The organism is Streptomyces hydrogenans, assembly GCF_014656075.1.
GTDB classification, from domain to species: Bacteria; Actinomycetota; Actinomycetes; order Streptomycetales; family Streptomycetaceae; genus Streptomyces; species Streptomyces hydrogenans.
Window position 1 is genome coordinate 62,587 of sequence record NZ_BNBS01000010.1, and the last position, 26,802, is coordinate 89,388.

Sequence of the window (26,802 nt, forward strand, 5' to 3'; positions counted from 1 at the left end):
GTGCGGCTGGTGCGGCTGGTGCGGCTGGTGCGGCTGGTGCGGCTGGTGCGGCTGGTGCGGCTGGTGCCGACCGTACGGCCGGTGCGGACCGTGCGGCCGGTGTGGCCGGTGCCGACCGTACGGCCGGTGCGGACCGTGCGGCCGGTGTGGCCGGTGTGGCCGGTGTGAACCGTACGGCCGGTGCGGACCGTGCGGCCGGTGTGGCCGGTGTGAACCGTACGGCCGGTCGGGCTGCGGCTCGGACCTCGCCGGATTCGCCGTCCCGGCCTGTGGCTGCCGCCGGTGCCGGAGCCCATGGGGGTGCTGGTGCTGGTGCTGGTGCCGAAGCTGAAGCCGGCGCCGTGGCCCGGGCCGGTGCCGAAGTCGAAGTCCGTGCCGTGGCCCGGGCCGGGGCCGAAGTCGAAGCCCGTGCCGTGACCCAGGCCGGAGCCGGAGTCGGAGCCAGTGGCGGTGCCCAAGCCGGGGCTGGCGCCGCTGGCGAGGCTGGTACCGGTGCCGCTGGCGCTGGCGCTGGCGCTGGCGGGGCTGGTACCGAAGCCGGCACCGGTGGCGGCGTCGACGACGCGGCCGACGGGGTGCCTCCTGGTGAGCGGGGCGTGTCCGTGCTCTCGTACGTCGGCGACCCGCAGCCTTCCCGTACCGGCGCCGTGACCGGTGACCGCACCGCGTCGGACGGCTCGTCGCCGACGGGCGAGCACCGCACACGCGCCGCCGACGAGCGACAGGGGCATGGTTCCACGCACCCCGGCCACCCAGACCGTCCCAGCCACTCGGACCGTCCCAATCACCCCGACCGCCACGACCAGCCCGACCGCCGGTACCCCCGTCATCGGCCCACCCCCGGTCCCGGGCAGCGCCCGTTCGCCTTCCCGCCGTCGGGCGAGGGGCCCACGCCCGCCGTCGGCCCACCCGCCCGGACCGACCCGACGGGTCCCACCGCCACGCCGACTTCCGGCGAACCGCAGGCTTCGCCGTCCGCGCCAGGGGTGGTGCCGTCCGGATCGGCCGCTCCCCCACCGCGCCTGCGCTCACCTGCCGGCCGCACGTACCCGGGCGGATCGCCGCAGGAACCGATGCCCCGCCACGAGCCGGCGAGGGAATCGGCACCACAGCCGCGGCCAGGCACGGCTCCCGAAGTGTCGCGCACCCCGGGACAGGACCCCGCCGTGCCACGTCATCCCGCCCCCGCCCCCGCCCCCGCCCCCGCGGCGCATCCTGCCCACGCCGGTGGCCCCGCCGGGCCCCCCTCCGCGCCGACACACCGCACGTCGCCCCCCACCACGCCCCCTTCGACACCAGCGGCACCAGCAGCCACCCGCTCCGAGGCGGTCACGGAGGCCACAAACGTCGCCGAGAGCCTCAAGGCCCCCGAAGCCACAGCGACGTCACCAGGCCGCCCCGCCGCACCCCCCGTCACCGCGCACGCGCCCTCCCCGCAGTCGTTCGCCGCCCACCCCGCCGTCGACGGGTCCCGGACGTCCACACCTCCGCGTCCGCCTTCCGCGCCGCCCGTCCGCACCGCCACGGCCGTCACCCGTCGGTCCGCCCCCGTGACGCGCCGGGCGCCCTCCGACTCCCCGGCGGCGCAGCCTCCGAACACCGTCGTACGCGTCACCATCGACCGTCTGGTCGTGCGCACCGCGCCCGCCGAGCCCGTCGTCGACGCCCCGGCTCCGGGGAGGCGGTCCCGGCTGAGCCTCGACGAGTACCTCGGGAGGCGGCCGTGAGCGACGCGCTCGCCCTCGCCGCGGTGACGGAGACCCTGCGGGCCGTGCTCGGGGAGGCCGTCCGGCGCACGGTCCCCGGCGTGAAGATGACGGCCCGTCACCCCTACGACGCGGGCGGCGCCGACACCGCGGACGACGCCGGACCGGCGCTGAACGTCTTCCTGTACAGGACCGACGTCGACTCGGCCTGGCGGAACACCGATCCCGTCGGCACGCACCCCGGTGAGACCCGCCGCCCGGCGCTCGCGCTCGCGCTGCACTACCTGCTCTCCGCGTCCGTGTCGCCCGGTGACGACTCGGCCCTTCCGGAGCGGCTGATCGGAGCGGCGATGTCGGCGCTGCACGACCGGCCCGAGCTGCGCGCGGACGACCTCAGGGCCGCCGCGGACTTCAGCGATCTGCACCTGCAACAGGAACCGGTGAAGCTCACGCCGTCGGCGCTGACGGCCGACGAGATGTGCCGCCTGTGGACGTCCCTGGGCGGCGGCTACCGGCTGTCGGTGGCGTACGAGGCCCGCGTCGTGCTCATCGACAGCTCCGCTCCCGGCCGCGCGCCCCTGCCGGTGCTGCGTCGCGGGGAGGGCGGGGCCGGTCCCGCGGCCGCGCCGACGGCGGCGGCACCGTGGCCGGTGCTGGAGGCCGTACACCCCTCGGTCGCCGCACCGGGATCGGACGTCGTGCTCAGCGGCAGCGGGCTGGACTCGGGGGCGGTGAGCGTACGCCTGACGCACACGGTGCTCGGCGGGCCGCCGGTCGTGCTGCCGGCCCGTGCCGACACGGCCCGCGCGGTGCGCGCCACCCTGGGCGAGGACCTCGGTGCGGGCCGCTGGTCGGTGGTCGTGGTGCTCGCCGACGCCGACGGCGGCGAACGCACCACCCGGACCCGGACGTTGTGTGTCGCGCCGCGTGTCACGAGCCCCCTGCCGCTGACCGTCGCACGGGACCCGGAGGGAGCCGCGGTGCTGGAGGTGCGTTGCGCGCCCGCCGTTCACCCGGGCCAACGCGTGGAACTGCTCGTGGGCGGTCGGCCGGTGGCGGCCGACCCCTTCACACGGGCCACCGGCACGCTGCGGTTCCGGCTGGCCGCGGGCGGGCCGGGGCGGTATCCGCTGCGCCTTCGCGTGGACGGGGTGGACAGCCCGCTGACCGACGGGGACACCGGGCGGTTCGATGCCGACACGGCGGTGGTGATCACATGACGGCCGGCCGTGTCGACGTGCGCATCCGCCGGCTGGAGCTCGACGCGGCCGCCGCGCCGTCCCGGGCGGCGCTGTGCGCGGCCGTGGAGGCGGAACTCGCGGTGCGGCTCGGCCTCTCCCCCGCCGACCGGGGCGGGGCCGGCCCCGGTGCCGTACCGGCGGACGCCTCGGTCGCCGCGCTCGCCCGGCAGGTCGCCCTGGCCGTCCTGCGGGAGCTGGGCGCCCGCGAACCGGCGCGGCCACGGCCGCGGACAGGAGAGCGCAGGCCATGACCTCACCCGCGCCTCGCAGAGGCGGCATCGTCTTCCTCGATCCCGAGCAGGGCCGCGTGCTGCGCGTCGTGCCCTTCCAGTACAACCCCGACAGCATCGTCCGCACGCTCCGCCCGCGGGGCATCGGCGCGGACGCGGGGGACCGGCTGGAGGCGCTGCGGTTGCAGGGGCCCGCGCGCGAGACCTTCCGCGTCGACGCGGAGCTGGACGCCACCGACCGGCCGGGTGCGGCGGGCGGTCCCGCGCCCGCCGCGGAGTCCGGGCTGTTCGGGATGCTGTCCGCGCTGGAGACGGCCGTCAGTCCCACGGTCGAGCAGCTGACCCGGCAGAACGACCTGGCCGCCAGGGGCATCCTGGAGATCGCCCCCGTGGAGGCCCCGCTGCCGGTGCTGGTGCTCGGCCCGCGACGGGTGCTGCCCGTCCGGATGCTCGACATCGACGTGACGGAGGAGGCGTACGACGGGGACCTGAACCCGATCCGGGCGCGGGTGACGCTCACGGTGCGGATCCTCACCGTCGACGACGTCGGCTTCGGCCACCGGGCGGGCGGTCTGTACCTGCGGTACCAGCAGGGCAGGGAACGCTTCGCGGGACTCGTCGGATACGGCCCCGGAGCAGTCGGCTACGCGGGGAGCTGAGCCGTGCGTCACCAGGCCGGAGGAGGCCGGGCATGATCGAGCCCAACAGCAGGTACCACGCGGTGCCCACCACCACGTACACGCTGCCGGACGGCAGGACCGTCGCCCATCTGCGCCGCCGCTTCCTGCCCCGGCCCGAGGAACTCACGGCGGTGGGCGAGCACGTCGTCGCCGCCGGGGACCGGCTGGACCGGATCGCGGCCCGGAGGTACGGGGACCCCGAGCAGTCGTGGCGGATCGCCGACGCGAACAGGGCGACGCGTCCGGACGGACTGACCGCCGTGCCCGGCCGGCGGCTGCGGATCACCCTGCCCGCCGAGGCCTCCGCGCCGGACGTCGGCGGCGGGACGGCCCGGTGACGGCCCACGCCCTGCACCTTGTGCTGCTCCTCGGGGACGTCGTGCCCGCCCCGGCCCCGGCGGCGCTCGTCGACGCGCTGCACGGCGCGCGGATCACCACCGCCGGCGGCCGGACCGGCGGCTTCCAGCTGACCTTCGCCGTCAGTGCCGGGTCCGAGCCGGTCCGGGCCGTCCTGCCGGGCGGGGCGCTGCACCCGAAGCGGCGCGTCGTGGTCGCCGTGATCCTGGCGGGTCGGTGCCACGTCCTCATGGACGGGGTGATCACCCATCAGGAGCTGCACTCCGCGCGGGAGCCCGGCCGGTCGTTCCTCGTCGTCACCGGCGAGGACCTGTCGGCGCTCATGGACCTGAGACATGTCCGGCGCGCGTATCCCGGGCTGCCGCCGCACCTGCGGGCGGCCGCGGTCTGCGCTCCGTACGCGCAGTACGGCATCACCCCGCGGACCGTGGCTCCGGTGCTCACCGACCAGCCGAACCCGCTGGTCGACATTCCGGTCCAGTCGTCGACCGATCTCGCCTACCTGCGGTCGATGGCCGCGGACGTCGGCCATGTCTTCCACCTCGAACCCGGACCGGCGCCGGGCGTCAGCACCGCCTATTGGGGCCCGCGGAACCGCGACGGCGCCCTGCAACCGGCCCTCACCACCGGCTGCGGCGCCGCCGACAACGTGGAGGAACTGACCTTCGCCCTCGACGCCCTGGCCGACTGCGACCTGCGGAGCCACCGCCTCGAACCGTCGTCCACGACCGCCTCCGAGATCACCGCGCCCGATCCCGGCCTGCTGCGCCGGAGCCTCGCCGAGCACCCCGCGCAGGTCCTGCGCACCGGCCCGCTCGGCGGTCAGACCGGCCGCTCCCCGACCCGGACGCTGCTGGCCGGACTCGGCGGCCGGCTCGCCGCCGACGCCGTCACCGGCCACGGCACGCTCGACGTGCCGCGCTACGGCCACGTCCTGACCGCCCACGCCCTGGTGGGCGTGCGCGGAGCCGGACGGGCGTATGACGGGCGCTACCTCGTGGCGGGCGTCACCCACGACCTCACCCGCGATACCTTCAGGCAGCACTTCACGCTGGTCCGTGACGGACTCGGCGCCGACACCCGGACGGTGACCCCATGACACCCGTGACAGCAGGGACGACGGCCCGGACGGGGCAGTGGCAGGGCATGTACGAGGGTGTCGTCGACTCGGCCGTGGACCCGACCGGGGTCGGCAGACTCCTGGTGCGCGTCCCCGAGGTGCTGGGCACCGAGGCGGCCGTGTGGGCCGCACCGCAGCCCCCGCTGGCCGGCCCGGACTGCGGCGTGTACGTGGTGCCGCCACCGGGATCCGGGGTGTGGGTGCGGTTCCTCGACGGTGACCCGGAGCGGGCGGTGTGCGTCGGATTCCGGTGGAGCGGGCCCGGGGACGTCCCGCCGGCCGCCGGGTCGACGCCGCCGGGCGTCCCGCAGATCGTCCTGGCCACGCCCTCAGGGAACGCCCTGGTGATCAGCGACATGCCCGGCCCGGGCGGGGGCATCAAGCTCCAACTGCACGGCGAGAACGGACCGTTCATCAAGATCAACGAGATGTCGATCGAGATCTCGTGCGGGCCGGGACTGGCCACCCTGCGGCTGGCCGGTCCGCAGGTCACCGTGAACGACGGCGCGTTGTCGGTGCTGTGAGGAAGCCATGCCCGGACTGCTGCTCCACCACGGCGCTCTGATGATGTGCGCCCACCCGCCCGGCCTCGTGACCATCCCCGCGCCGGTCCAGCAGCGCGTCCTGGTGGGCCCCCACCCGGTCGCGACCGTCGCCGACACGTTCCTCGTGGCCGGGTGCGGCTTCCCGGCCGCCACGCTCGGCGCGCCGCCCTGCACGAGCGTCGTCTGGCTGCACACCTCGGCCCGGGTGCTGGTGAACGGCCTGCCGGCGCTGCTCCAGCCGTCCCCGCCCGTCGGCGTCGCCCCGGCCGTCGGCGTGGGCACGCCGCCGCCCAACCCGCCGATGGTCCAGGTCATGCAGCTCAGGGTCCGGGGGATGTGACCCGGATGGACATCGAGTTCCCCTACCGGTTCGACGCCCGCGGCCGCACGGCGACGGCGCGTCACGCCGACCACGTGCGGGACATGGTCGAACTGGTCCTGTTCACGAGTCCGGGAGAGCGCGTCAACCGGCCGGACTTCGGGTGCAACCACCTCGACCTGGTCTTCGCCGGCAACAGCCCCGAGCTGGCCGCGACCCTGGAGGTGGCCGCGCAGGCGGCGCTGCAGCGCTGGCTCGGCGACCTGCTCACGGTGGAGTCCCTCACCGTGACCTCGGAGGAGGCGACGCTGCACGTCCACGTCGCGTACGTCCTCACCGCGACCGGGGAGCAGCGCACCGTCACCGTGAGCGGAGGAGCCCCCTCATGACCGTGCTGGACGGCCCGGACGACGACCTGCGCGCGCGGGGACCGGCCGGTATCGCGGAGGTACGGGCGCACCCGGACCGGCGCGCGCTGACCGTCACCTTCTTCGGCGCCCTTCCCCGGTCCGTGAACCGGGACAGTTTCCTGATCGAGGGCGGACGGCGGGTCGGCGGGGTCCGCGTCGTGCGGGTCGCCCCCGAGGCGGGGCCGGAACCGGTCGGCGCCGGCGTGACCCGGCTGCGGCTGGACCTGGACCGGCCCGGCGACGACTCGACGTACCGGCTGCGGCTGCTCGGCCGCGGCTTCCACGGCGCCCACGACCGGGCGGACTTCACCTTCGACTCCGGTGTGCGCCGCCCGGTGCGGGACGCGCCGCACACCGTGCCCGCGGCCGGGCCGCCCCCCGCCACGGCGCCGGCGATCGACTACCTGGCCAAGGACTACGCCAGTTTCCGCCGCCTGCTCCTGGAGCGGCTGTCGCTCACCCTGCCCCGGTGGACCGAGCGGCACGTGCCCGACCTCTGGGTCACCCTGGTCGAGCTCCTGGCCCACGTCGGCGACGGGCTCAGCTACCAGCAGGACGCCGTGGCCACCGAGGCCTACCTGGACACCGCCCGGCTGCGCACCTCGGTGCGGCGGCACGCCCGCCTCGTGGGCTACTCCATGCACGACGGCTGCGCGGCCCGCACCGTCGTGTGCGTCGAGACGTCCGCCCGGCTGACCGTGCGGACCGAGGACCTGGCGTTCACCGCGCTCCCGGAGGACGCGGGCGCTCCGGCGAGCGGCCCGACGATGTCGCGGGAGGCGCTCATCGCCGGCCCGCACCCGGTGTACCAGCCGCTGGAGCGGCGCGCGGTGGACCTGCTCCCGGAGCACAACGCCGTACCGCTGTGGGCGTGGGGGCGGGACGTGTTCCCGCTGCCCGAGGGCACCACGCGGGCCGCCCTCCTCGACGGGCACGGCGGACGGCGCGCGCTCCGGCTGAGGGCCGGCGACCTCCTCGTCCTGGAGGAGACGCGCGGTCCCGGAGGCGGCGCGCCCGACCCCGGCCACCGGCAGGTCGTCCGCCTCACCCGCGCCACGCGCGACGTCGACGCCGATTCCGGCACCCCGGTCGTGAAGATCGCCTGGGCGGACGAGGACGCCCTCACCTTCCCGCTGTCGGTGCGGAATCCGCCGGGGCCCGACGGACGGCCCGGCGCGTCCGTCGTGGCGTGCGGCAACGCGCTCCTCGTCGAACACGGCCTGGACCACGGCTGGCTGCCGGGCGGGGACGCCGAGGAGACCGTCAAGGTGCCGGAGGCGGCGGACGGCGCCGTGCGGGCACGACCGCTCAGGGCGGTGGTGCGCGGCACGCCCGTCACCTGGTCGCCGCCGTACCCGCGCCCGGCCGACGTCGCCGCCGCGCAGGCCCGCCGGCTGCTCGACCTCCCGGACAGGGCGCGCGACCTGCTGCGCGACCTGCGCCACGAAGCGGCGGAACTCGACGAGGACGACCTCGCCTTCCTGCGGACGTGGTTCGGCACGTCCCCGGTCGGCGACCTCGACGACGCCACCGCCCGCCACGACACCTTCGCCCGGCTGCTGTCCCGCTTCCACGAGCTGCTCGAACCGAAGCTGCGCCGCCTGGACACCCTCGTACGCCGGGCCCGGTCCGGATACGTCCTCGATCCCGCGGACGCGGTCTGGGAACTCGGGCAGACCTGGGGGCGCGCGGCCGCGGAGGCACTGCACCGCGACAACCCCGCCCTGCACGGCCCGGCGCGCACCGCGCTGCGGCCCGACCCCCGTGAGGCGCTGCCCGTGCTGCACGTGACGGAGACCGACGAGGCGGACGACGCCGGAGCCCGGTGGACACCCCGCCGCGACCTCCTGGGGAGCGGTCCCCTCGACCGCCATGTCGTGGGCGAGACCGACGACGAGGGCGTGCTCACCCTCCGCTTCGGGGACGGCCGGTGCGGGCGGGCGCCCCGCCCGGGATCCCGGCTGCGCCTCACCTACCGGGTGGGCAACGGCCGGTCGGGCAACGCGGGCAGCGAGGTCGTCAACCGGATCGCCCACCGCGAGGGCGGGCTGTCGTCCGTGACGCGGGTGCGCAACCCGGTGCCGGTGGCCGGCGGCACCGATCCCGAGCCGGTGGACGAGGTGCGGCTCGCCGCCCCCCGCTCCCCCGCCCGCGCCCTGCTGCGCGCCGTCACCGCCGAGGACTACGCCACGCTCGCCGCGGCCCATCCCGAGGTGCAGCGCGCCGCCGCCACCCTCCGGTGGACCGGGAGTTGGTACGAGGCCGACGTCGCCCTCGACCCGGCCGGCACCGCGGTGCCGTCGCCGTCGCTGCTGGCGGACGTGCGCGCCGCGCTGCACCCGTACCGGCGCATCGGGCACGACATCGTCACCCGCCCCGCCCTGCTGGTCCCGCTCGACGTCGCGCTGTACGTCCTCGTCGACCCGCACTACGTCACCGCCCCCGTGCGCGAGGCGCTGCAGCGCGCCTTCCTCCCGGGTCGCCGGCCCGACGGCACGCCGGGGCTCTTCGACCCGTCGGCGCTGACCTTCGGCACTCCGGTGCGGGCCAGTGCCCTGGTGGCGCTCTGCATGGGCGTGCCGGGGGTCCGGCACGCCGAGGTGACGCTGCTGCGCAGGTTCCGGTTCTCCGGAGCGGAGGCCGGGGGGCAGGACGTACCGGCCTCCGGGGAGCTGCGCATGCGGGCGCTGGAGATCCCGCGGCTCGACGGCGACGTCACCCGCCCGGAGAACGGGCGGCTGACCCTGCGTCTGAGGGGCGGACGATGAACGGCACTCCCCCCGGCGGGCCGGGTACGGGCGGGCAGGATGCCGGCGGGCGCGGCCCGGCCCGGGTGTGGAACCGGCCCGGACTGCCCGCGCTGTCCTACCGGGTGGGCGGACACCGGGAGTTCCTCGACGCGATGCTGGCCAGGCTGTCCCCGGACGGCGACCGGACGCCGTCGGCCGCGCTGACCACCCGGGAACCGGACGACCCCTCGATCGCCCTGCTCGACGCCTGGGCCGTCCTCGCCGACGTGCTGACGTTCTACCAGGAGCGCATCGCGAACGAGGGGTTCCTGCGCACGGCGACCGAGCAGGAGTCCCTGACCCGGCTCGGCCGGCTGGTCGGTCACCGGCCGCGGCCGGCCCTCGCGGCCACCGCCCATCTCGCCTACACCCTGGACCCCGGAACGTCGTGCGTCGTACCGGCCGGTTCGCAGGTCAGGAGCGAGCCCGAACCCGGCGGGCTGCCCACGGTGTTCGAGACCACCGGTGACCTCACCGCCCGAGCGGAGTGGAGCACCCTGCCCGTGCGCACCACGCTCCCGACCAGGCTCACGCCCGACGTCGCCACCGGCATCGCCTCCGTCGACGTGGACGGGGTGCAGCACGCCCTGCGCCCCGGTGACCGGCTGCTGTTCACCTACCCCGACGGGCGCCTGAACCTCACCCGGCTCGTGACGGACGTCGAGCGGGATCCCGTCCTGGGGCGGACCACCGTACGGCTGCGGGTGCCCGACCCGCCGCGGCAGCTGGACAACGCGGTGGAGGCGCTGCGGGAGGACATGGAGGCGGCCGCGGAGCGCGCGCCGTCCAGGGGGCCGTTCGAGGATCTGCTGGAGACCCTGCGGGACGTGCGGGAACGCGCCGAGGAGCTGCGCGATCCGGACACCCTCGCGGCCCGGCTGGACCGCGGGCTGCGCCGGCTGCGGGAGCGTCTCTCCGGCCTCGGCGACGACGTGGACGCGGACACGCTGGCCGAGCGGGCCGCCGTACGGCTCGCGACCGTCGAGGACGCGGTCCGGCGCCTGGCCGAGGAGCCCGCGCCGGCGGCCCCGGCCGGTGAGGAGGCGGTGCTGCGGGACCTCGGCAGCCCCGGCGGGCGGGTCGTGCACGCGGTGGACCCGCTGCTGCACGCGCTCGGGCCGGGCGAACCGCCGCCCCGGCCGGCTCCCGCGGTCGCCGATGCCCTGGGCCCGGGTTCCGACGCGCTGCCCCGGCTGCTGGCGGGCAACCGGCCCGGGCTCACCGAGTCCCTCTACCGGGCGCTGTCCGCCGTCTCCGTTCCGGCCACGGCGCCGCCGGGCGTGCGGCACTTCCGTGTCGCCGCCACCCCGCTGGGCGCCTCGATCCCGGACGACGGACGGGTGAGGCGGCTGCTGCGCGCGGCGGCGCCGTCCCGCTCCGAGGGCAGCCCGCTCGCGAACGACGTCCTGCTCCTCGACGCGGTCCACGAGGCGATCCAGCCGGGCGGTTGGATCGCCGTGCAGGTGGCCGGCCGGCCGCGCGTCCGCGTCATCCGGGTCGTCGAGGTGAGCCGGCTGTCCGTCGCCAACGACCAGGACGCGCTGCGGGTGACGCGGCTGCGGCTGGCCGAGCCGTGGACGGAGGACTGCGAGGACGTTCCGGTCCGACGGGCCACCACCGTGTGGGCGGCCGGTGAGCCGCTGGTGCTCGCTCCCTCGCCCGACACCACCGACCTGGCGGGGGGCACGGTGCCACTGGACGGGGTCTTCGAGGGGCTGGCCCCCGGAAGGCTGCTCGTGGTCTCGGGCGAGCGCACGGACGTCGTACCGGAGGACGGCACGGCCACCGGTCGCCGTGCGGGCGTGCCGGGCTCCGAACTCGCCGTCCTGGCCCGTGTGCAGCACGCCTTCGACGGCACGTCCAGCGACGACCGGGTGCGCAGCACGCTGCTGCTGACGGCGCCGCTCGCGCACCGCTACCGCCGGGACACGGTCGTCGTGCACGGGAACGTCGTCCCGGCGACCGCGGGCGAGACCGTCACCGAAGTGCTCGGCAGCGGTGACGCCACCCGGGCGGGCCAGGTGCTGCCCCTGCGGCGGGACCCGCTCGTCTGGCTGCCGTCGGCGAACGCCGACGGCGGCGAGGAGTCCCTCACGGTGCGCGTCGACGACGTGGCGTGGCGGCGGACAGCCGACCTGAGCGAGGCGGGGCCCGCGGCGCAGGTGTTCAGCGTGCGGGCGGGCCCCGGCGGGCGGACCGCCGTGCAGTTCGGGGACGGCCGGCAGGGCGCCCGCCTGCCCACCGGCACGGAGAACGTCACCGCCCGTTACCGCGTCGGCGGCGGACGGGCCGGCAACGCCCCGGCCGGCCGGATCAACCAGGTCGTGAGCAGGCCCCTCGGCGTCAGCGGTGTCACCAATCCGCTGCCCGCGACCGGTGGGGCCGACGCCGACGGCCCGACGGAGCTGCGCCGGGCCATCCCCCTGCGGCAGGCCGCCCTGGACCGGCTGGTGTCGGTGCAGGACTTCCAGTCCTTCGCCCGCGCCTTCGCGGGCGTCGGCAAGGCCGTGGCGCGCCGCTGCGTGGACGACGGCCGCCCTGTCCTGCACGTCACGGTGGCCGCCGCCGACGACGCCCCGCTGGACGCCTCCTCGCCCCTGCTCACCGCGCTGCGCACGGCGCTGCGCCGGTACGGCGACCCCGCCCTGCCGGTGCGGGTCGAACCGTGCGAGCGGGTACGCCTCGTGATCGTGATGGGCGTGCGCGCGGCCCCCGGTCACCTTCCGGAGAAGGTCGAGCGGCGGGTGCGCGAGGCGCTGGCCGACCGCCTGGGATTCGCGGGGGCGCACCTGGGCCGTCCCGTGTACCTGAGCGCCGTCGTCGCCGCCGCGCACACGGTTCCCGGTGTCGACTTCGTCGACGTCGACGCCTTCGGGGGCGTACCCGAGGGCGCGGACGCGGCCTCCGTCGTGCGGTTCGCGGAACACCCCTCCGTCGTCGCGTGCGTCCCCGCCCTGCCCGCCGGCCCGCGCCTGGTGCGCGCCCCGGCGCCGTCCGGCGGCGAGCGCGATCCGGCCGCCGCCGTCGACACCGCGCAGGCCCCGACGGTCCTGCGGCGTCCCGCGGTCGCCCCGGGCCCGGCCGGCCTCCGGACCGCCGGGGCCGCACCGCTTCAGGTGATGCGCCCCGCCCAGCTGGTCCTGCTCGACCCGGCCGTGCCCGGCACCGTGATCCTGCGGAGGATGCCATGACCCCCGACGAGCTGTACGCGCTGCTGCCCGCGGTGCACCGCCGGCGTGACGCGGAGGAAGGCGGGCCGCTGCGTGCCCTGCTGACGATCGTCGCCGAGCAGGCCGCCGTCCTCCAGGAGGACATCGAGCAGCTGTATGACGACTGGTTCATCGAGACCTGCGACGACTGGGTGGTGCCCTACATCGGGGACCTCGTCGGGTACGACCTCCTGCCCGGGATCGCCGCCGCCCTGTCCGACGACACCTCCCGGGGAACGGGCCTGCCGGCCGCCGCGGTGCCCCGCCGCGACGTCGCCGACACCGTCGTCAACCGCCGCCGCAAGGGCACCCTGGCGCTCCTTGAGGACCTCGCGTCGGCCGTGGCCGGGTGGCCCGCGCGCGTCGTCGAGCACCGCCGTCTGCTCTGCGTCACGCAGCCCGTACGGCGCCGCACCTCCGAGACCGGGTCCGGGCGCCCCGGACCGGCGCGCGGCGGGCTCGTCGACGTGCGCCGCCCCGCCGCCCTGGACCGGCTGGGCGGCCCCTTCGACGACTTCGCCCGCACCGTGGAGGTACCGCGCGCCGGCTCCGCCCGCCGCCCCGGCCGCTACGGCATCCAGTCGGTCGGGCTGCACCTGTGGCGGCTGCGCCCCTACTCCGTGACACGCGCCCCCGCCTTCTGCCTGGACCGCGACCGGGCCTGCTACACCTTCAACGTGCTCGCCATCGACACGCCCCTGTTCACCGCCCCCGTGCCGGAGCCGTCGAGCTGTCACGTCGCGGACGGGACGAACGTCCCGGAGCCCATCGGCCGCAGGGCCCTCGCCGACCGGCTCTACGACTACTACGGGCCCGGCAAGAGCCTGTGCGTGTGGACCGGACCCGACGCCCTGCGCGACGTGGTGTCCCTCGACCGGATCGTCGCCGCCGACCTGTCCGGCTGGCGGTACCGCCCCGCTGCCGGGAAGGTCGCCGTCGATCCCGTCCTCGGCCGCCTGATGCTCCCGCCGGGCACGGCTCCCGCCCGCGGCCTCCGGGTGACCTACCACCACGGGTTCTCGGGCGACCTCGGCGGCGGCGAGTACCCCCGCCCCGCGCCCGCGCCCGCCGACGGCGCCGAGCGCTACCGGGTGGGTCCCGGCGAGCACCACGGCAGCATCGCCGACGCGCTCGACCACTGGCAGGCGGTGAAGCGGGGCCACCCGCACAAGGCGGAGGCGATCGTGGAGATCACCTCCAACGACGTCTGGGCGGAGCCGGGCGACATCCGCCTCGACCCGGGAGACCGGCTCACCCTGCGCGCGGCCGACGGCGTCCGTCCCGTCATCCGGCTGTTCGGCCGGCACGGCGACGACAGTCCGCGCGCGCTGACGATCACCGGTCCCGAGAACGGGCTCCCGTCCGAGGCCACGGCGCGGGTCGTCCTCGACGGGCTGCTGATCGTGGGCGGCTGCGTGCGGGTGCGCGGTGGCGTGGAGCGCCTCGTCGTGCGGCACTGCACCTTCGTACCGGGCTGGGAGCAGGGCGTCCACGGCAGGCCGTCGGCGCCGGGAGCGCCCAGCCTGGACATCGCCGGGGGCCCGGTCCGCACCGAGATCCGGCACAGCGTCCTCGGCGCCGTCGCGGTGGCGGGCCGCGACGGGCGGGAGCCCCACCGGGTCGACGTGTGCGACAGCGTGCTGGACGCGACCCTGCGCGAGGCGACGGCGGTCGGCTCCCCGGACGGCGGCCCCGCCGACGTCGTCCTCACGGCCCGGCGCACCACCGTCATCGGGTCCGTGCGCGCCCGGGCCGTGGACGTGCTGGAGAACTGCCTGCTGGACGGCGAGGTGCGCGTCGACCGGCGCGACCAGGGGTCCGTACGGTTCTGCTGGCTTCCGCCGGGCTCGGTGACACCGCCCCGCTTCCACTGCGAACCCGACCACTCCGGCGATCCGGAGCGGGTGGTGCTGCGCTTCGCCGACACCCGGTACGGCTCACCCGACTACGTGCGGCTCGCCGACACCTGCGCCGCGGAGATCCGGCGCGGCGGCGACAACGGCTCGGAGCCCGGCGCGCTGCACCACCTCTTCCAGCCGCAGCGGGAGGACAACCTGCGCACCAGGCTCGCCGAGTACACGCCCGCCGGATGCGACGCCGGGCTCTACTTCGCCACCTGAGCCCCGCCCGGAACCGCCCCGCCCACCCCGTACCGTCCGCCCCCGGCAGGAAGCACACGCATGCACGGCGACTTCTCCCGCGTCATCTTCGATCCCGCTCGGCGTTTCTCCTCCGTGCTGTCCCAGCAGGGCCGGGTCCAGCTCGACGCCGACTTCAACGAGCAGACGGCGATCCTCCTGCACTACGTGCGCACCCTGGCCTCCGACCTCCTCGGTCCCGCGGCGTACCCGCCCGACCCGGACGGCCTCGGCGGCTTCGGGATCGACGGCTACGACGGGGACACCTTCTCCGTGGCCCCGGGGCGCATGTACGTCGACGGCATCCTGTGCGAGTGCGACGGGACCGACTACTGGGACCAGCCCGACGGGCACCTGGACCCCGAGCTCGACCAACTGCCCGCCGGTCCCTTCCTGGTGTACCTGCGGGTGTGGGAGCGGTTCGTCACCGCCCGGGAGGCGCCGTGGATCCGGGAGACGGCCCTCGGTCCGAACGGTCCGGACACCACGGCGCGCACCCGGGTCGTCTGGCAGGTGTGCGTCCTGCCGTTGGAGCCGGGCGCGGACACGCCCGACATGCGCAGCGCCGCGCGCTTCGTGCGGGACCGCGTCGGCGGCCGGTTCGAGCCGCGCGGCATGCTCGCCGCGCGGACCCGGCGCCCCGAGGAGGCGGCCGCCCCGGCGGACGGCCCGGTCCCCTCGTCCGGCTACCGGGGGCCGGAGAACCAGCTGTACCGGGTGGAGGTGCACCGGGGCGGCAGGGAGGGCACGGCGACCTTCAAGTGGTCGCGGGAGAACGGCTCCGTGGTCCTGCCCGTGCGGGGCGTGTCCGGCCCCGTGGTCGAACTGGAGACGCTGGGCAGGGACGACAAGCTCGGCGTGGACGTCGGTGACGTGGTGGAGATCGTCGACGACGCCGTGGTCTGCCGCGGGGCGTCGGACCGGAGCGACGAGGCCGGCGGCCGGCTCTACACCGTCCAGGGGATCGACTACGACGCGTACCGGGTCACCCTGGACGGCGATGTCACGGAGGACCCGTTCCACCGGTCCGCCGGCCAGGTGCCGACGCGTCATCCGCTCCTGCGCCGCTGGGACCACGGAGCGGGCGGGTGGGACGGCGTCCCCGCGGAGGCCATGGGCGTTCCCCTGCGCGAGGGCGAGTGGCTGCCGCTCGAGGACGGGGTCGAGGTCCGGTTCGAGACCGGCCAGGACAGGCCGCGCGTCTACCGCAGGGGCGACTACTGGCTGATCCCCGCCCGGGTTCTCACCGGGGACGTCGAGTGGCCCCGCGGCCGCCAGGGCCAGCCCCTCAAGCGCCGCCCGCACGGCGTCCGCTACCACTACGCCCCGCTCGCGCTCCTGGAGCCTCGGGACGCCGACGACTTCCGGCTGGTGGACCTCCGGATGCCGTTCGCCCCGCGGCGGTAGCTTCCGCGTCCGGGTCAGCGGCCCGCGAACGCGAAGAGGTAGACGGCCCAGGCCGCGAAGAGCGCGAACGCCAGGACGACCAGGGCCACGGGCGTGGAGCGGGCGGACACCTCCGCGCCCGTCGTCAGGTTGTGCAGCCGCTTGACCCGCAGCGTGCCCCGCTTCACCTTGCCGTGGGCACGCACCCGGTCCCCCTCGTTGACGGCGCCCTCGAAGGAGTGGCCGCGCATCTCCACGGGGACGAGCCGCAGCGGACGGCCCTGCCGGTCGTGCACCTCCACGCGGAAGTTGCACACGACGGTCGAGCTGGTGTTGCCGGAACTCCCCTGCACCTCGGTGCGGAGCTGCACGTTCCGCGCCACTCCCTCGACCAGGCCGCTGCCCGCCAGGGTGCCCACCGGGAGCGGCGGGGCGGGTGGGGGCGGCGGATCGTTCCGGACCGGAGGCCGGACCGGAGGCCAGGGCGGGAGTGGAGGCGGCGGTGGGGGCGGAGGCGGAGGCGGCCGGAAGATCCGCCGTACCGGCCTCGGTTCGGGCGCCTCGCCGTCGTCGTACAACGGGACGTAGGCGTGGCACACGGGGCACCGCTGCGCGCCGTGCGGCACGTCCGTTCCGCACATCTCGCAAGCCCAGCCGCCCTCCACGGTCTAGTCGCCCCGGTAGGTGACGCAGGAGACGGATCCCTCCACGGGGCTCGGCACCTCGTTCACGGACGCGCCGGTGCCGGTGGCCGCGTGGACGCGGTAGGCGTCGAGGAGGGTGGCGGTGGCTGCCATGGCTTCTCCTGTCGTGCTGTCGTGGCGTCGGTGTGTCGTCCTCGGCGCTTCAGGGGACGTGGTGTCCTGCCGCGACCCGCGGCGGCAGCCGCTCGGCGAGCAGGCGCGTGAACCGGAACGAGGGCTCGACACCCAGTTCCTCGTTCGACAAGGTGCGGAACATCGCGTAGTGACAGAGCGCTTCTCCCACGTCGCCCTCCGCGAGATGGACGACACGACGACCCGGTGCGCGCTCTCGCGCAGCGGCTCGGCGCGGATGCCGGCCCGCGCCACCTCCATCGCCAGGGCCGTCCTGCCCTGCCCGATCAGGGTCTCCGCCAGTGAGTCGAGGGCGTGCAGGCGCAGTTGGCGCAGACGCTCGCGCTCCAGCAGCACCCAGTCCTCGTCCCAGCCCGGCAGGAGGTCCTCTCCGGTGAGGAGCCCGAGCGGGGGCCGGTGGCCCGGCTGCGGGACACAGCCCGCCATGACGCCGAGGGCCGTGCGGGTGAGGACGTGGATGTCCACGCGCAGCGACGGAGCGACCGTCAGCACGTCTCCACGGCAGCGGACGAGCGGGAGTTCGCCCCGGGAAAGCTTCCACAGAGTGGTCCGCAGGCTGCCCCCGGCGTGTTCCTCGGCGACCTCGGGCCACAGCGTGCCGGCGAGGACGGTGCGGGGCACGCTCTCGCGCAGGCTCAGGAGGGCCAGGAGACGTCGACCATTGCGACACGGCTCGATGCTCCGCCCTCCGCGTTCCAGTCGGAAGGGGTCGAGCAACCGCAGCTGAGCGGAGGGAGTCACGTTCATGATCGCCTCGCGCGCCGGGATCTCGCGTGAGCGCGCCTCCCGGAAGCCCTGCCATGGCGTCGGCGTCGCTTCCCGGCCCGCTGAGATCCGTCGAATCGGCTCGGGGTCCACAACCTCGGACGAGGCCTGCCCTCCCTCAGTCTCTTCCGCCCCCTCCCCCTCTGCAACTTGGTGCTCGACCGCACCGGAGACGGCCGGCCGCCCGCCACCGGAGCCTCCCCGGGCGCCGCGCGGGCGGCCGTGATGACGGCGGTGTGACGCCGGGCTGACGGCGGGTCCGCAGCTTCGGTCACGGTGGCCGAGTCCATCGCGGGGGACGAACGAGCGACGACATCCCCCTACGACCCGTCCGCGAGCACCTGGGGCGGAACTCCGAGGTCGCCGGCCCCATCAGCGGCTACAAGCCGGCCGGCCTGAACCTGGCCGACGAGGATCCGGAGGGCGGCAGATGGGTCGGCCACGTCCCCCTGCCCGACTCGACCAGGACGATCCTCGGTGACGACTCGCGGGTCCGCCCCGCCGTGACCGGGTGGAACTGACGGGAGCGGGACATCACGGTCGCTCCCGGCCGGCACCCGGCCGGCGGACGCCGGGCAGGTGCACCACGAGGAGCGTGAAGGCCGCCAGGGCGACGTTGCGGGCGGCGGCGTCCAGACCGTTCCAGTCGGACGACTGCCACATGACGAACCACTCGCCGCCGATCGCGATGAAGCCCATCCCGAAGAGCAGCAGCATCATCACCAGCCCCGCCGTGCTCGCCGCGCGGGCACGGTCGTACGCGTCGCGGCGCAGCCCGGTGGCCCAGAGCCAGGTGGCGAGGAGGAGGACCAGCGCGGCCAGCGCCTCCCAGACGATGACGGCGACGTAGGCGGCGTTCTGGAGGGCGCGGGATTCGACCGCGCGCCACATCAGGTCGGGGTCCTTGAACGTGGTGTCCATGCTCAGGACGTGCTGGACGAACTGCTGGTTGGTCCCGAAGTCCGTGATGTTCCCGAAGGCGACCAGGGTCATGTACAGCGCGACGGTCGCCGTCAGCGCCGTCGCCGCGACGGGCGGGGCGCCCAGCCGGAGGAGCCGGTCGCGCCGGGCGGCCGGGACCGTCCCCGGGGTGTGGGCGGCGGAGTCGGTGCCGGTCGGCCGTGGGGCCTGTGCCATGGGTCCTCCCTCGTCGTCCCGCGGGCGCCTGGGCCACGGGTCCGTACCGTCCCCTCCCCCCTCCCACGGGCGTCAATCCGCCCTGGAGACCCCGGAGACCACAGGTCCCTCCCGGGGAGTCAGAGGGTGACGACGGTGGTCTCGGTGGCCTTGACGCTGGTCCAGACGGGTACGCCGTCGGCGAGGCCGAGTTCGGCGGCGGCCTGGGGGGTGATCTCGGCGACGAGGTCGGGGGTCTCGGTGGAGGTGACCAGGACGCGGAGGCGGCTGCCGCTGGTGGTGATCTCCCGTACGGTGCCGGGCCAGACGTTGCGGGGGCTGCCGGCGGGCTTCTCGCGGTGCAGGGAGACCGCCTCGGGGGCGACGATCGCGAGGGCCGGGGTGCCGGACGGCGGCGGCTCGGCGGCGACGAGTGTGCCGCCGCCGTCGAGGGCGAGGCCGTCGGGGGTGGCCGTGCCGGGCCAGGCGTTGCGGCCCAGCATCCGGGCCACCCAGGGCGAGCGCGGGTGGCGGGTGACCTCGGCGGGGGTGGCGTCCTGGAGGGCGCGGCCGTCCTGGAGGACGAGGACGCGGTCGGCGAGCGAGACCGCCTCCACCGGGTCGTGGGTGACGATGAGGCAGACGCCGCCGAAGCCGCTGAGGTGGGTGCGCAGGGTGTGGCGCACGTGCGCGCGGGTGGTCTGGTCGAGCGCGGCGAGCGGTTCGTCGAGGACCAGCAGCCGGGGTCGGGCGGCGAGCGCGCGGGCGAGGGCCACGCGCTGGGCCTGGCCGCCGGAGAGCTGCGCGGGCCTGCGGTGCGCCAGGTGGCCGACGCCGAGCCGGTCGAGCCACGCCCGCGCGTCGCGGCGGGCCTCGGCGCGGGGGACGCCCTGGGCGCGGAGCCCGTACGCGGTGTTGGCGAGGGCCGACAGGTGGGGGAAGAGGGCGCCGTCCTGCGGGACCCAGGCGACCCGGCGGCGGTGCGGGGGCAGCGCGGTGACGTCCTCGTCGCCGAGCCGGAGGCCGGCGTGGGCCCGGGGGGTGAGGCCGAGCAGGGCGCGCAGGAGGGTCGTCTTCCCGGCGCCGTTGGGGCCGACGACGGCGATGGTGGTGCCGGGGTCCGCGTCGAGGGCGAGCGTGGTGAAGCCGGTGACGTCGGCGTGCAGCGCCCAGCGTCCGGTGGACGGGGCGGGCGGCTCGTGGTCGGGCGCCGGCTCGGCGGGGACGGCGTCCGGGTCCGGCGCGGGCCCCTCGTGACGGGGCCGGCCGGCCGGGGTGCCGGTCCAGCGGCCGCGCAGGGCGATGAGCACGCCCATGGCGATGGCGAGGAGGAGGAGCGAGACCGACGTGGCGGCCTCGGGCTCCTCCTGGAGGAGGAGGTAGACCTGGAGCGGCAGGGTCTGGGTCGTGCCGGGCAGGTTCCCGGCGAAGGTGATGGTCGCGCCGAACTCGCCGAGCGCCCGGGCCCAGGTGAGCGCCGCGCCGGCGAGCACGCCGGGCGCCACCATGGGCAGGGTGACGGTGAAGAAGACCCGGACCGGGGAGGCGCCGAGCGAGGCGGCCGTCTCCTCGTAGCGGGGCCGCAGGCCGCCGAGCGCTCCTTCCAGGCTGATGACGAGGAAGGGCATGGCGACGAAGGTGGCCGCAAGGACGGCGCCGGAGGTGTGGAACGGCAGGGTGATGCCGAAGGTGGACTCCAGCCAGGGGCCGAGGAGTCCGCGGCGGCCGAAGGCGAGGAGCAGGGCGACGCCGCCGACGGTGGGCGGCAGCACCATCGGCAGCAGGACGAGCGAGCGGACGAACGCCTTGCCGGGGAACGGCACCCGGGCCAGCAGCCAGGCCAGCGGCACCCCGAGCAGCAGCGAGAGGCCGAGGGCCCAGAAGGAGACGAGGAGCGACAGCTTCAGCGCCTCGACGGTGCCGGGCGAGGTCAGGTGTCCGGCGAGCTCGCTCCACTCGGTGCGGACGAGGATGCCGAGCAGCGGGAGGGCCAGGAAGGCAACCGCCGCGAGTGCGGGCAGGGCCAGGGCGAGGGGCGGGCGCGCACCCGGGGTTCGTACGCCTGCTCGTTTCATCGGAGATCCTGGAGGGGTGAGGACATGAGGCCGAGGGGCTGCCCGTTCCCCCGAAGCGGGCAGTCCCTCGCGGTCTACGCGATCCCGGGGGTCACGGCTTCTGGAAGCCCGCGTCCTGGAGGATCTTCTGGCCCTCGGGCGAGGACAGCCAGGCGACGAACGCGGCGGCGGCCGCGGCGTTCTTCGAGTCCTTGATCGTGGCGGCCGGGTACTGCGCGATCGCGTTCTGGTCGTCGGGGATCTCGACGGCGTCGACCTTGTCCTTCGCGCTCTCGGCGTCCGTCCTGTAGACCAGGCCTGCGTCGGCCTCGCCCATCTCGACCTTGCTGAGCACGGCGCGGACGTTGGGCTCCTGGGAGACCGGCTTCACCGCGACGCCCTGCTTGTCGAGGATCTGCTTGCTGTACTTGCCGGCGGGCACCTCGGGCGCGGCCAGGACGACCTTGAGCTTGCTGTCGGCCAGGTCCTTCAGGTCGTCGACCTTGAACGGGTTGCCCTCGCCGGTGGCGATGACCAGCCGGTTCTTCGCGATGATCGCCGGGGTGCCGGTGTCGGCCCTCACCTTGTCCATGCTCTTGGTGTCGGCGGTGACCAGGACGTCGGCGGGCGAACCCTGCGACACCTGGGCGACGAGCTCCTGCGAGCCGGCGAACGAGAAGGTGAGCTTCGTGCCGGGGTGTGCCTTCTCGTAGGCGGCGCCGGCGGTCTTGAAGACGTCGGTGAGCGAGGCGGCCGCGAGGACGGTCAGGTTCGCCCGCGGCGCGGCGCTCGCGGACCCGGAGGGGGTGGAGCCGGCGGTGTCCTGCTTCGCGTCGTCGCCCGACGAGCAGGCGGCGAGCGGGACGAGCAGGGCGGCGGTGAGCACGGCGGCGGTACGACGTCTGGTGACGGTGAGGGACATGAGGGTGGGAACTCCTTGCGGCGGAACGGAATGAGGACAGGCGGCCGCGCCCACGGCCGGGTGGTGCGTACTGCGTGAGGGGTGTCAGGTGCGGTCGATGTGCACGCTGGTCGACTTCACGCGGGCGGTGGCCTGCATGCCGACTTCCAGTCCCAGTTCCTCCACTGCCTCACGGGTGAGAAGGGAGACCAGACGGTGCGGACCGGCCTGGATGGTGACCTGGGCCGCGATGTCGCCGAGCTTGATCCCGGTGACGATGCCGGGGAAGGCGTTGCGCGCCGAGGTGTACGACGCGTCGTCGTCCTCGCTCTGCGCGAGCTCCGTGGAGAACGCCGCGAGCGACGGGCCGTCGATGACGCGCCGGCCGCTCTCGTCGCGGTGGGTCGCGACCCGCCCCGCGTCCGCCCAGCGCCGCGCCGTGTCGGGGCTGACGCCCAGCAGACGGGCCGCCTGCCCGATGGTGTAGGACTGCATATGCGACACGGTAGGCCGCCTTCTCTCTCAGTTGCAACAATGTCGTGGGACTCTCCATCGCGAATGAGAGATCACTGGTAGAAAGCGACGAGACGCTCCGCCCGGTGGTCTCACGCCTCGGACGACGACGCTCCGATGGGCCGGTGGCGACCGATCCAGACCCCTGTGACGCCACTGACGTAACGCGCTCCGCACCGGTCGGAGGGGACGACCAGGTGGGTTCCCGCCGCGTCCAGGTCCGCGCCGTCCATGCGGGTGGCCAGCAGGACCGGCGCGTCGCCGAAGTCCGCGTCGACCTCCGCCCAGGACAGCACGGCGTGGTGCCCGTCGGTGTCGTTCACCGCGAGCAGGAAGCGGGAGCGTTCCTTGCGGCGGGCGGGGTCGAAGGCCGGGCCCGCCCCGGCGACGACCTCGCGCAGCAGCGGGCCCTCGAAGACGTGGCGCTGCGGGCCGGCGGTGGCGCAGTCGAAGACGACCTCGGCCCGGTGCCGGGTCCAGCCCGCGCGCAGGTCCGCGACCGTCAGCGTGGTGGGCGTGGCGACGTCCCCCCAGACGACGAACGCGCCCGGCCTGACCGTGGTCGTCCCCGATGCGGAGCTGAGCAGACTCATCGTCGTTCCCCTTCGGGCCGGTGGACGCCCGGAGCGGCGGCCGAGCCCACTGATACCCGAACCCCGGGTCCGGAAATCATCGATGCGACCCGGAACCGCTCTTCTCGCTCGCGATTGTGAGGTTGCTCCGCGTACGGTGCTCACTTCCGCCCGTCCTCGGACCCGACCGTCCTGGTGCGTCGGGCCTCCCGGTCCAGCGCGAGCCACACCCGGTCGCGGGTGACGGGCAGTTCGGTGAAACGGATGCCCGTGGCGTCGCGCAGGGCGTTGGCGAAGGCGGGGGCGACCGGGTTGAAGGGGCTCTCGCTCATCGACTTGGCACCGAGCGGGCCGATCGCGTCGGAGGTCTCGGTGAAGTGGACCTCGGTGCGGGGCACGTCGGCGTACTGGGGAAGGCGGTAGCGCCGGAAGGCCGCCGTGGTGACCTCGCCGCGCCCGTCGATCCGGACGGTCTCGAAGAGCGTGGCACCCAGGGCCTGGGCGACGCCGCCCTCGACCTGGCCCCGGCACTGCATGGGGTTCATGACCTTGCCCGCGTCGGCCGAGTGGACGCTGCGCAGGATGCGGATCTCGCCGGAGCCGGGGTCGACGGCGATCCGGAACCACTGAGCGTTGAAGGCCACCGAACGCGGCGAGCCGCCCCAGTGCCCGTCGGCCGCCAGTTCCTCCGCCGCGCCGAGCGCGTGCCCCGCCTCGTACAGCTCCTTGAGGGTGACGAGCCGGCCGGCGCAGTCGACGGACTCGGCGCCGAGGACGCACAGGTGCCGGGCCACGCCCGTGTGGCGGGCGGCCAGGGTCCGCAGCCGCTCGGCGAGGGAGGTGGCGGCGAGGAGGACGGCCTTGCCGGCGACGACGGTGCCGGCGGAACCGAAGGCGCCGGTGTCGTGGCGGACGACGTCGGTGTCGGACTGGCGGACGGCGATCCGGTCCTCGGTGGTGTTCAGGGCGCCGGCGGTGATCTGTTCGTGGACGGTGGTGGTGCCGTTGCCGAACTCGGCGGTGCCGACGGCGATGTCGTACGTCCCGTCCTCCAGGAGCGAGACGCGGGCGTCGGCGTAGTGGCCGCCGGGCGGCCCGGTGGCGATCATCGCCATGCCGGTGCCCTGCCCGACCAGCCACCCCTCGGGGGCGTCCTCGGCGCTGCGGTCCTCGGCCATCGCCTTCCGGACGACGGACAGGCACTGGTCGAGCCCGTAGGAGGCGATGTACAGGTCCTCCTCCTCGCCGATCGGGCTGTGCATCGCGTCCCCGGGCCCGATGATGTTCTTCTCCCGGAGGACCAGCGGGTCCGTGCCGAGACGGCGGGCCAGCTCGTCCATGACGGACTCGACGGCGAAGGTGACCTGGCCGAGGCCGTAGCCGCGGAAGGCGCCGGCCGGGACGACGTTGGTGTAGACGGAGTAGGCGTCGACCTTCTTGTGCGGGGCGCGGTAGACGGCGAAGGACTCGCCGACGCTGTGGAACATCACCGCCGGGCCGTGGTTGCCGTAGGCGCCGGTGTTGGCCACCACCCGCATCTGGACGGCGGTCAGCGTGCCGTCGGCGCGGGCCCCGACCTTGATGCCGATGGTGAAGGGGTGCCGGGTGGTGGCTCCGTAGAACTGTTCGGCGCGGGTGTACTCCAGCTTCACCGGCCGGCGCAGCTTCAGGGCGGCGAGCGTCACGACGTCCTCGGTGAGCATCTCCTGCTTGCCGCCGAAGCCGCCGCCGACCCGGCCCGCGATCACCCGGACCTCGTCCTCCGGCAGGCCGTACAGCGCGCACAGCGCCCGCCGGGTCAGGAACGGCGTCTGGGTGGAGGAGCGGACCGTGAGGCGTTCGCCCGTGCCGTCCTCCTTCGGTTCGAAGTACGCGACGCAGCCGTGGGTCTCCAGGCTGGCGTGCTGCACCCGCTGGGTGCGGAAGGTCTCCTCGTACACGACGTCCGCCTCGGCGAAGCCGTCCTCGACGGAGCCGATCTCGCCGTGGACCTCGCCCGCCACGTTGTTCTCGACCCGGGCGATGCGGACCTCCGGCCCCTTGCCCGCGTGGATCACGGGGGCGCCGGGGCGCATCGCCTCCTCCGGGTCGACGACGTACGGGAGTTCCTCGTACGTCACCTCGATCCTGCGGCAGCCCTCCTCCGCGGCCTGCTCGCTGTCGGCGACGACGGCCGCGACGCGCTGTCCGACGTACCGCACCACGTCGTCGAGGACGCGGGTGTCGTCGGGGTCCTCGGTGGGGTGTTCGTGGCGGGCGGAGGAGTACAGGGTGTCCGGGGCGTCCTCGTGGGTGAGGACGGCGACGACGCCGGGGACGCGCAGCGCGGCCGACGTGTCGATCGCGAGGATCCGGGCGTGCGGATGCGGGGAGCGCAGCAGCTTCATGTGGAGCAGGCCGGGGACCTCGACGTCGAAGGTGTAGCGGGCCGTGCCGGTCACGACCTGGGGGCCGGCGGGGGCGGCGACGTTCCGGCCGACCGCCTTTCCGGCGCCGGGCCGTTCGACGTGCCGGACGCCCCGGACGGCGTCCTCGATCGCCCGGTAGCCGGTGCAGCGGCAGATGTTGCCCTTGAACGCCCGGGGCAGGTCGTCCAGCTTGCCGTCGTCGTGCGGGGTGCCGCGCTCGGCCTCCAGGGCGGCCGTCGTCATCAGGAACCCGGCCGTGCACATGCCGCACTGGTAGCCCTGGGCGTCCAGGAACCTCTGCTGGACGGGGTGGAGTTCGCCGTCCGGGGAGGCGAGTCCCTCCACGGTCGTCACCGCCCGGCCTTCGGCCCGTACCGCCGGGTAGAGGCAGCTGTGCACCGGTTCGCCGTCGACGTGCACGGTGCAGGCGCCGCAGTCGCCCGCGTCGCAGCCCTTCTTCACGCCGAACCAGCCCCGCTCCCGGAGGTAGGTGCGCAGGCACTGGCCGGCGCGCGGTTCGGTGTCGAACGGGCGTCCGTTGACCTGGATGTCGAAGCTCATCGGGCACCTTCCCCGGGGGTGTGGGTCAGTTCGCGGCGGACCTCCTCGGCGAGGCGCAGGCCCATGTGCCTGCGCCACTCGGGCAGTCCGTGGATGTCGTCGAACCATTCGGGCCCGGTCACCGCCGCGTCGATCACCGCGCGAAGCCGCCCGGCGGTCGGCGGCAGCGGGAACCAGAAGCGGAACGGGCGGGTGGTGGCGGCGGTCACCGTCACCGCCATCGACCCGTCCACCGGGTCGAGCGTTCCGATCACCAGGGCGCCGGAGCGGCCCAGCCCGTACAGCGACGCCTGCCGGAAGGCCGTACGGCACTCCAGCGCCCGCCCGGGGAGCGTCACCGACCGCAGCAGCTCGCCCTCCGCCAGGTCCTTCACCCCCGCGCCCCGGATGAAGTCGGCCACCTTCACCTCGCGCGTCGACCCGTCCTGGGCCATGAGGAGACAGCTGCCGTCCAGGGCGGCGGTGAGCGAGATCATCGGCCCGGCGGGGAGGCCGTTGCACAGGTTCCCGCCGACGGTCGCCATGTTCCAGATCTTGAAGGAGGCGAGGAAGGCCCGGCAGCACTGTTCGACGAGCGGGGCCGCCGGGGCGTCCAGGAAGCGCCTGCCGTGGCGGGACAGTTGGGCGATGGTGCAGGTCGCGGCGATCTCCAGCGAACCGTCCGGGTGCCGGGTGAGCGGCTCCCAGTCCATCCGGCTCAGGTCGACCAGCCGCCGCAGGCGCGGCTGGGGCTCGGAGAACAGATACGTCCCGCCGCCCAGCCACGCGTCCCCGGGCCGCCAGGGCTCGCGCGTCCGCGCGTCCCTGACGTCCGTGATCGTGTTCAGATCCATGCCGCCCCTGCCTCCCGGCCGATGTCTTCAGGCCAGTGAAGCCCGGCGCGGCCCCCCTGCACGACTGGACGGGGACCCGGAAAACATCCATCGGTCAGCCCTCCCCGCTGGAT

General features: G+C 75.2%; 22 protein-coding genes and 1 pseudogene. 13 read left to right on the forward strand and 10 right to left on the reverse strand.

Going from position 1 to position 26,802, the window contains the following annotated elements:
• Positions 1-731: pseudogene (locus IE321_RS07100) on the reverse strand (hypothetical protein); the annotation flags it as partial.
• Positions 732-1,550: 819 nt separating this feature from the next.
• Here IE321_RS07100 and IE321_RS07105 point away from each other — a divergent pair.
• The 13 genes from IE321_RS07105 to IE321_RS07165 are packed head-to-tail and all read left to right on the forward strand — an operon-like array spanning position 1,551 to position 16,151.
• Positions 1,551-1,727, forward strand: coding sequence for a hypothetical protein (locus IE321_RS07105; RefSeq protein WP_190222166.1), 177 nt, complete (start codon positions 1,551-1,553; stop codon positions 1,725-1,727).
• The gene (locus IE321_RS07110; RefSeq protein ID WP_190222167.1) at positions 1,724-2,926 is read left to right on the forward strand and encodes a Pvc16 family protein; all 1,203 of its coding nucleotides are present in this window, start codon (positions 1,724-1,726) and stop codon (positions 2,924-2,926) included. Before IE321_RS07105 ends, IE321_RS07110 begins: the two co-directional genes overlap by 4 nt.
• The gene (locus tag IE321_RS07115; RefSeq protein ID WP_190222168.1) at positions 2,923-3,198 is read left to right on the forward strand and encodes a hypothetical protein; all 276 of its coding nucleotides are present in this window, start codon (positions 2,923-2,925) and stop codon (positions 3,196-3,198) included. The genes IE321_RS07110 and IE321_RS07115 overlap by 4 nt, the downstream gene beginning before the upstream one ends.
• A complete protein-coding gene (locus IE321_RS07120) occupies positions 3,195-3,836 on the forward strand; it encodes a hypothetical protein (RefSeq protein ID WP_043225519.1) in 642 nt (213 codons plus the stop codon). Before IE321_RS07115 ends, IE321_RS07120 begins: the two co-directional genes overlap by 4 nt.
• A 32-nt stretch (positions 3,837-3,868) precedes the next feature.
• Positions 3,869-4,195 (forward strand): LysM peptidoglycan-binding domain-containing protein, encoded by a 327-nt coding sequence (locus IE321_RS07125; protein WP_043225520.1) that lies wholly within the window; start codon positions 3,869-3,871, stop codon positions 4,193-4,195.
• Entirely contained in the window at positions 4,192-5,313 is a 1,122-nt protein-coding gene (locus IE321_RS07130; RefSeq protein WP_190222169.1) for a hypothetical protein, read from the forward strand. Before IE321_RS07125 ends, IE321_RS07130 begins: the two co-directional genes overlap by 4 nt.
• Positions 5,310-5,858: a phage baseplate assembly protein V gene (locus IE321_RS07135; RefSeq protein ID WP_190222170.1), complete on the forward strand. Its 549-nt coding sequence runs from the start codon at positions 5,310-5,312 to the stop codon at positions 5,856-5,858. Before IE321_RS07130 ends, IE321_RS07135 begins: the two co-directional genes overlap by 4 nt.
• A 7-nt stretch (positions 5,859-5,865) precedes the next feature.
• Positions 5,866-6,219: a hypothetical protein gene (locus IE321_RS07140; RefSeq protein WP_190222171.1), complete on the forward strand. Its 354-nt coding sequence runs from the start codon at positions 5,866-5,868 to the stop codon at positions 6,217-6,219.
• 5 nt (positions 6,220-6,224) lie between these two features.
• Positions 6,225-6,587 carry a GPW/gp25 family protein gene (locus IE321_RS07145; protein ID WP_051842251.1) on the forward strand — a complete coding sequence of 121 codons (363 nt, stop codon included), beginning with the start codon at positions 6,225-6,227 and terminating at the stop codon, positions 6,585-6,587.
• Positions 6,584-9,376 (forward strand): putative baseplate assembly protein, encoded by a 2,793-nt coding sequence (locus IE321_RS07150; protein ID WP_190222172.1) that lies wholly within the window; start codon positions 6,584-6,586, stop codon positions 9,374-9,376. The genes IE321_RS07145 and IE321_RS07150 overlap by 4 nt, the downstream gene beginning before the upstream one ends.
• On the forward strand, positions 9,373-12,588 hold the full coding sequence (locus IE321_RS07155; RefSeq protein ID WP_190222173.1) for a putative baseplate assembly protein: 3,216 nt from the start codon (positions 9,373-9,375) through the stop codon (positions 12,586-12,588). The genes IE321_RS07150 and IE321_RS07155 overlap by 4 nt, the downstream gene beginning before the upstream one ends.
• Positions 12,585-14,726 (forward strand): hypothetical protein, encoded by a 2,142-nt coding sequence (locus IE321_RS07160; protein WP_190222174.1) that lies wholly within the window; start codon positions 12,585-12,587, stop codon positions 14,724-14,726. The genes IE321_RS07155 and IE321_RS07160 overlap by 4 nt, the downstream gene beginning before the upstream one ends.
• Before the next feature lie 60 nt (positions 14,727-14,786).
• A complete protein-coding gene (locus tag IE321_RS07165; protein WP_190222175.1) occupies positions 14,787-16,151 on the forward strand; it encodes a DUF6519 domain-containing protein in 1,365 nt (454 codons plus the stop codon).
• A 14-nt stretch (positions 16,152-16,165) separates the two neighbouring features.
• On the opposite strand, the gene IE321_RS07170 is transcribed toward IE321_RS07165, so the two are convergent.
• The 9 genes from IE321_RS07170 to IE321_RS07210 form a co-directional block, all read right to left on the reverse strand.
• Complete coding sequence (locus IE321_RS07170) at positions 16,166-16,501, reverse strand: hypothetical protein (RefSeq protein WP_107063257.1); 336 nt, start codon at positions 16,499-16,501, stop codon at positions 16,166-16,168.
• A 297-nt stretch (positions 16,502-16,798) separates the two neighbouring features.
• Positions 16,799-17,587: an AfsR/SARP family transcriptional regulator gene (locus IE321_RS07175; protein WP_308076753.1), complete on the reverse strand. Its 789-nt coding sequence runs from the start codon at positions 17,585-17,587 to the stop codon at positions 16,799-16,801.
• Between the two features lie 678 nt (positions 17,588-18,265).
• Entirely contained in the window at positions 18,266-18,868 is a 603-nt protein-coding gene (locus IE321_RS07180) for a DUF2165 domain-containing protein (protein ID WP_190222176.1), read from the reverse strand.
• 119 nt (positions 18,869-18,987) lie between these two features.
• On the reverse strand, positions 18,988-20,922 hold the full coding sequence (locus tag IE321_RS07185; protein WP_190222177.1) for an ABC transporter permease: 1,935 nt from the start codon (positions 20,920-20,922) through the stop codon (positions 18,988-18,990).
• 91 nt (positions 20,923-21,013) lie between these two features.
• The gene (gene modA, locus IE321_RS07190; protein WP_190222178.1) at positions 21,014-21,823 is read right to left on the reverse strand and encodes a molybdate ABC transporter substrate-binding protein; all 810 of its coding nucleotides are present in this window, start codon (positions 21,821-21,823) and stop codon (positions 21,014-21,016) included.
• An 84-nt stretch (positions 21,824-21,907) separates the two neighbouring features.
• Positions 21,908-22,297, reverse strand: a complete 390-nt coding sequence (locus tag IE321_RS07195; protein WP_043225540.1) for a TOBE domain-containing protein — start codon at positions 22,295-22,297, stop codon at positions 21,908-21,910.
• Positions 22,298-22,407: 110 nt separating this feature from the next.
• A complete protein-coding gene (locus IE321_RS07200) occupies positions 22,408-22,908 on the reverse strand; it encodes a molybdopterin-dependent oxidoreductase (protein ID WP_190222179.1) in 501 nt (166 codons plus the stop codon).
• A gap of 140 nt (positions 22,909-23,048) precedes the next feature.
• A complete protein-coding gene (locus IE321_RS07205) occupies positions 23,049-25,856 on the reverse strand; it encodes a molybdopterin-dependent oxidoreductase (RefSeq protein WP_190222180.1) in 2,808 nt (935 codons plus the stop codon).
• Positions 25,853-26,689 (reverse strand): FAD binding domain-containing protein, encoded by an 837-nt coding sequence (locus IE321_RS07210; RefSeq protein ID WP_190222181.1) that lies wholly within the window; start codon positions 26,687-26,689, stop codon positions 25,853-25,855. Before IE321_RS07210 ends, IE321_RS07205 begins: the two co-directional genes overlap by 4 nt.
• Between the last annotated feature and the right edge of the window lie 113 nt (positions 26,690-26,802).

What these genes read in the sequence shown, in the direction of transcription:
- IE321_RS07115 (WP_190222168.1), top strand. Translation starts at nt 2,923, where the DNA reads ATGACGGCCGGCCGTGTCGACGTGCGCATCCGCCGGCTGGAGCTCGAC.
- IE321_RS07120 (WP_043225519.1), top strand. Translation starts at nt 3,195, where the DNA reads ATGACCTCACCCGCGCCTCGCAGAGGCGGCATCGTCTTCCTCGATCCC.
- IE321_RS07125 (WP_043225520.1), top strand. Translation starts at nt 3,869, where the DNA reads ATGATCGAGCCCAACAGCAGGTACCACGCGGTGCCCACCACCACGTAC.
- IE321_RS07135 (WP_190222170.1), top strand. Translation starts at nt 5,310, where the DNA reads ATGACACCCGTGACAGCAGGGACGACGGCCCGGACGGGGCAGTGGCAG.
- IE321_RS07140 (WP_190222171.1), top strand. Translation starts at nt 5,866, where the DNA reads ATGCCCGGACTGCTGCTCCACCACGGCGCTCTGATGATGTGCGCCCAC.
- IE321_RS07145 (WP_051842251.1), top strand. Translation starts at nt 6,225, where the DNA reads ATGGACATCGAGTTCCCCTACCGGTTCGACGCCCGCGGCCGCACGGCG.
- IE321_RS07150 (WP_190222172.1), top strand. Translation starts at nt 6,584, where the DNA reads ATGACCGTGCTGGACGGCCCGGACGACGACCTGCGCGCGCGGGGACCG.
- IE321_RS07155 (WP_190222173.1), top strand. Translation starts at nt 9,373, where the DNA reads ATGAACGGCACTCCCCCCGGCGGGCCGGGTACGGGCGGGCAGGATGCC.
- IE321_RS07160 (WP_190222174.1), top strand. Translation starts at nt 12,585, where the DNA reads ATGACCCCCGACGAGCTGTACGCGCTGCTGCCCGCGGTGCACCGCCGG.
- IE321_RS07165 (WP_190222175.1), top strand. Translation starts at nt 14,787, where the DNA reads ATGCACGGCGACTTCTCCCGCGTCATCTTCGATCCCGCTCGGCGTTTC.
- IE321_RS07180 (WP_190222176.1), bottom strand. Translation starts at nt 18,868, where the DNA reads ATGGCACAGGCCCCACGGCCGACCGGCACCGACTCCGCCGCCCACACC.
- IE321_RS07185 (WP_190222177.1), bottom strand. Translation starts at nt 20,922, where the DNA reads ATGAAACGAGCAGGCGTACGAACCCCGGGTGCGCGCCCGCCCCTCGCC.
- modA (WP_190222178.1), bottom strand. Translation starts at nt 21,823, where the DNA reads ATGTCCCTCACCGTCACCAGACGTCGTACCGCCGCCGTGCTCACCGCC.
- IE321_RS07195 (WP_043225540.1), bottom strand. Translation starts at nt 22,297, where the DNA reads ATGCAGTCCTACACCATCGGGCAGGCGGCCCGTCTGCTGGGCGTCAGC.
- IE321_RS07200 (WP_190222179.1), bottom strand. Translation starts at nt 22,908, where the DNA reads ATGAGTCTGCTCAGCTCCGCATCGGGGACGACCACGGTCAGGCCGGGC.
- IE321_RS07205 (WP_190222180.1), bottom strand. Translation starts at nt 25,856, where the DNA reads ATGAGCTTCGACATCCAGGTCAACGGACGCCCGTTCGACACCGAACCG.
- IE321_RS07210 (WP_190222181.1), bottom strand. Translation starts at nt 26,689, where the DNA reads ATGGATCTGAACACGATCACGGACGTCAGGGACGCGCGGACGCGCGAG.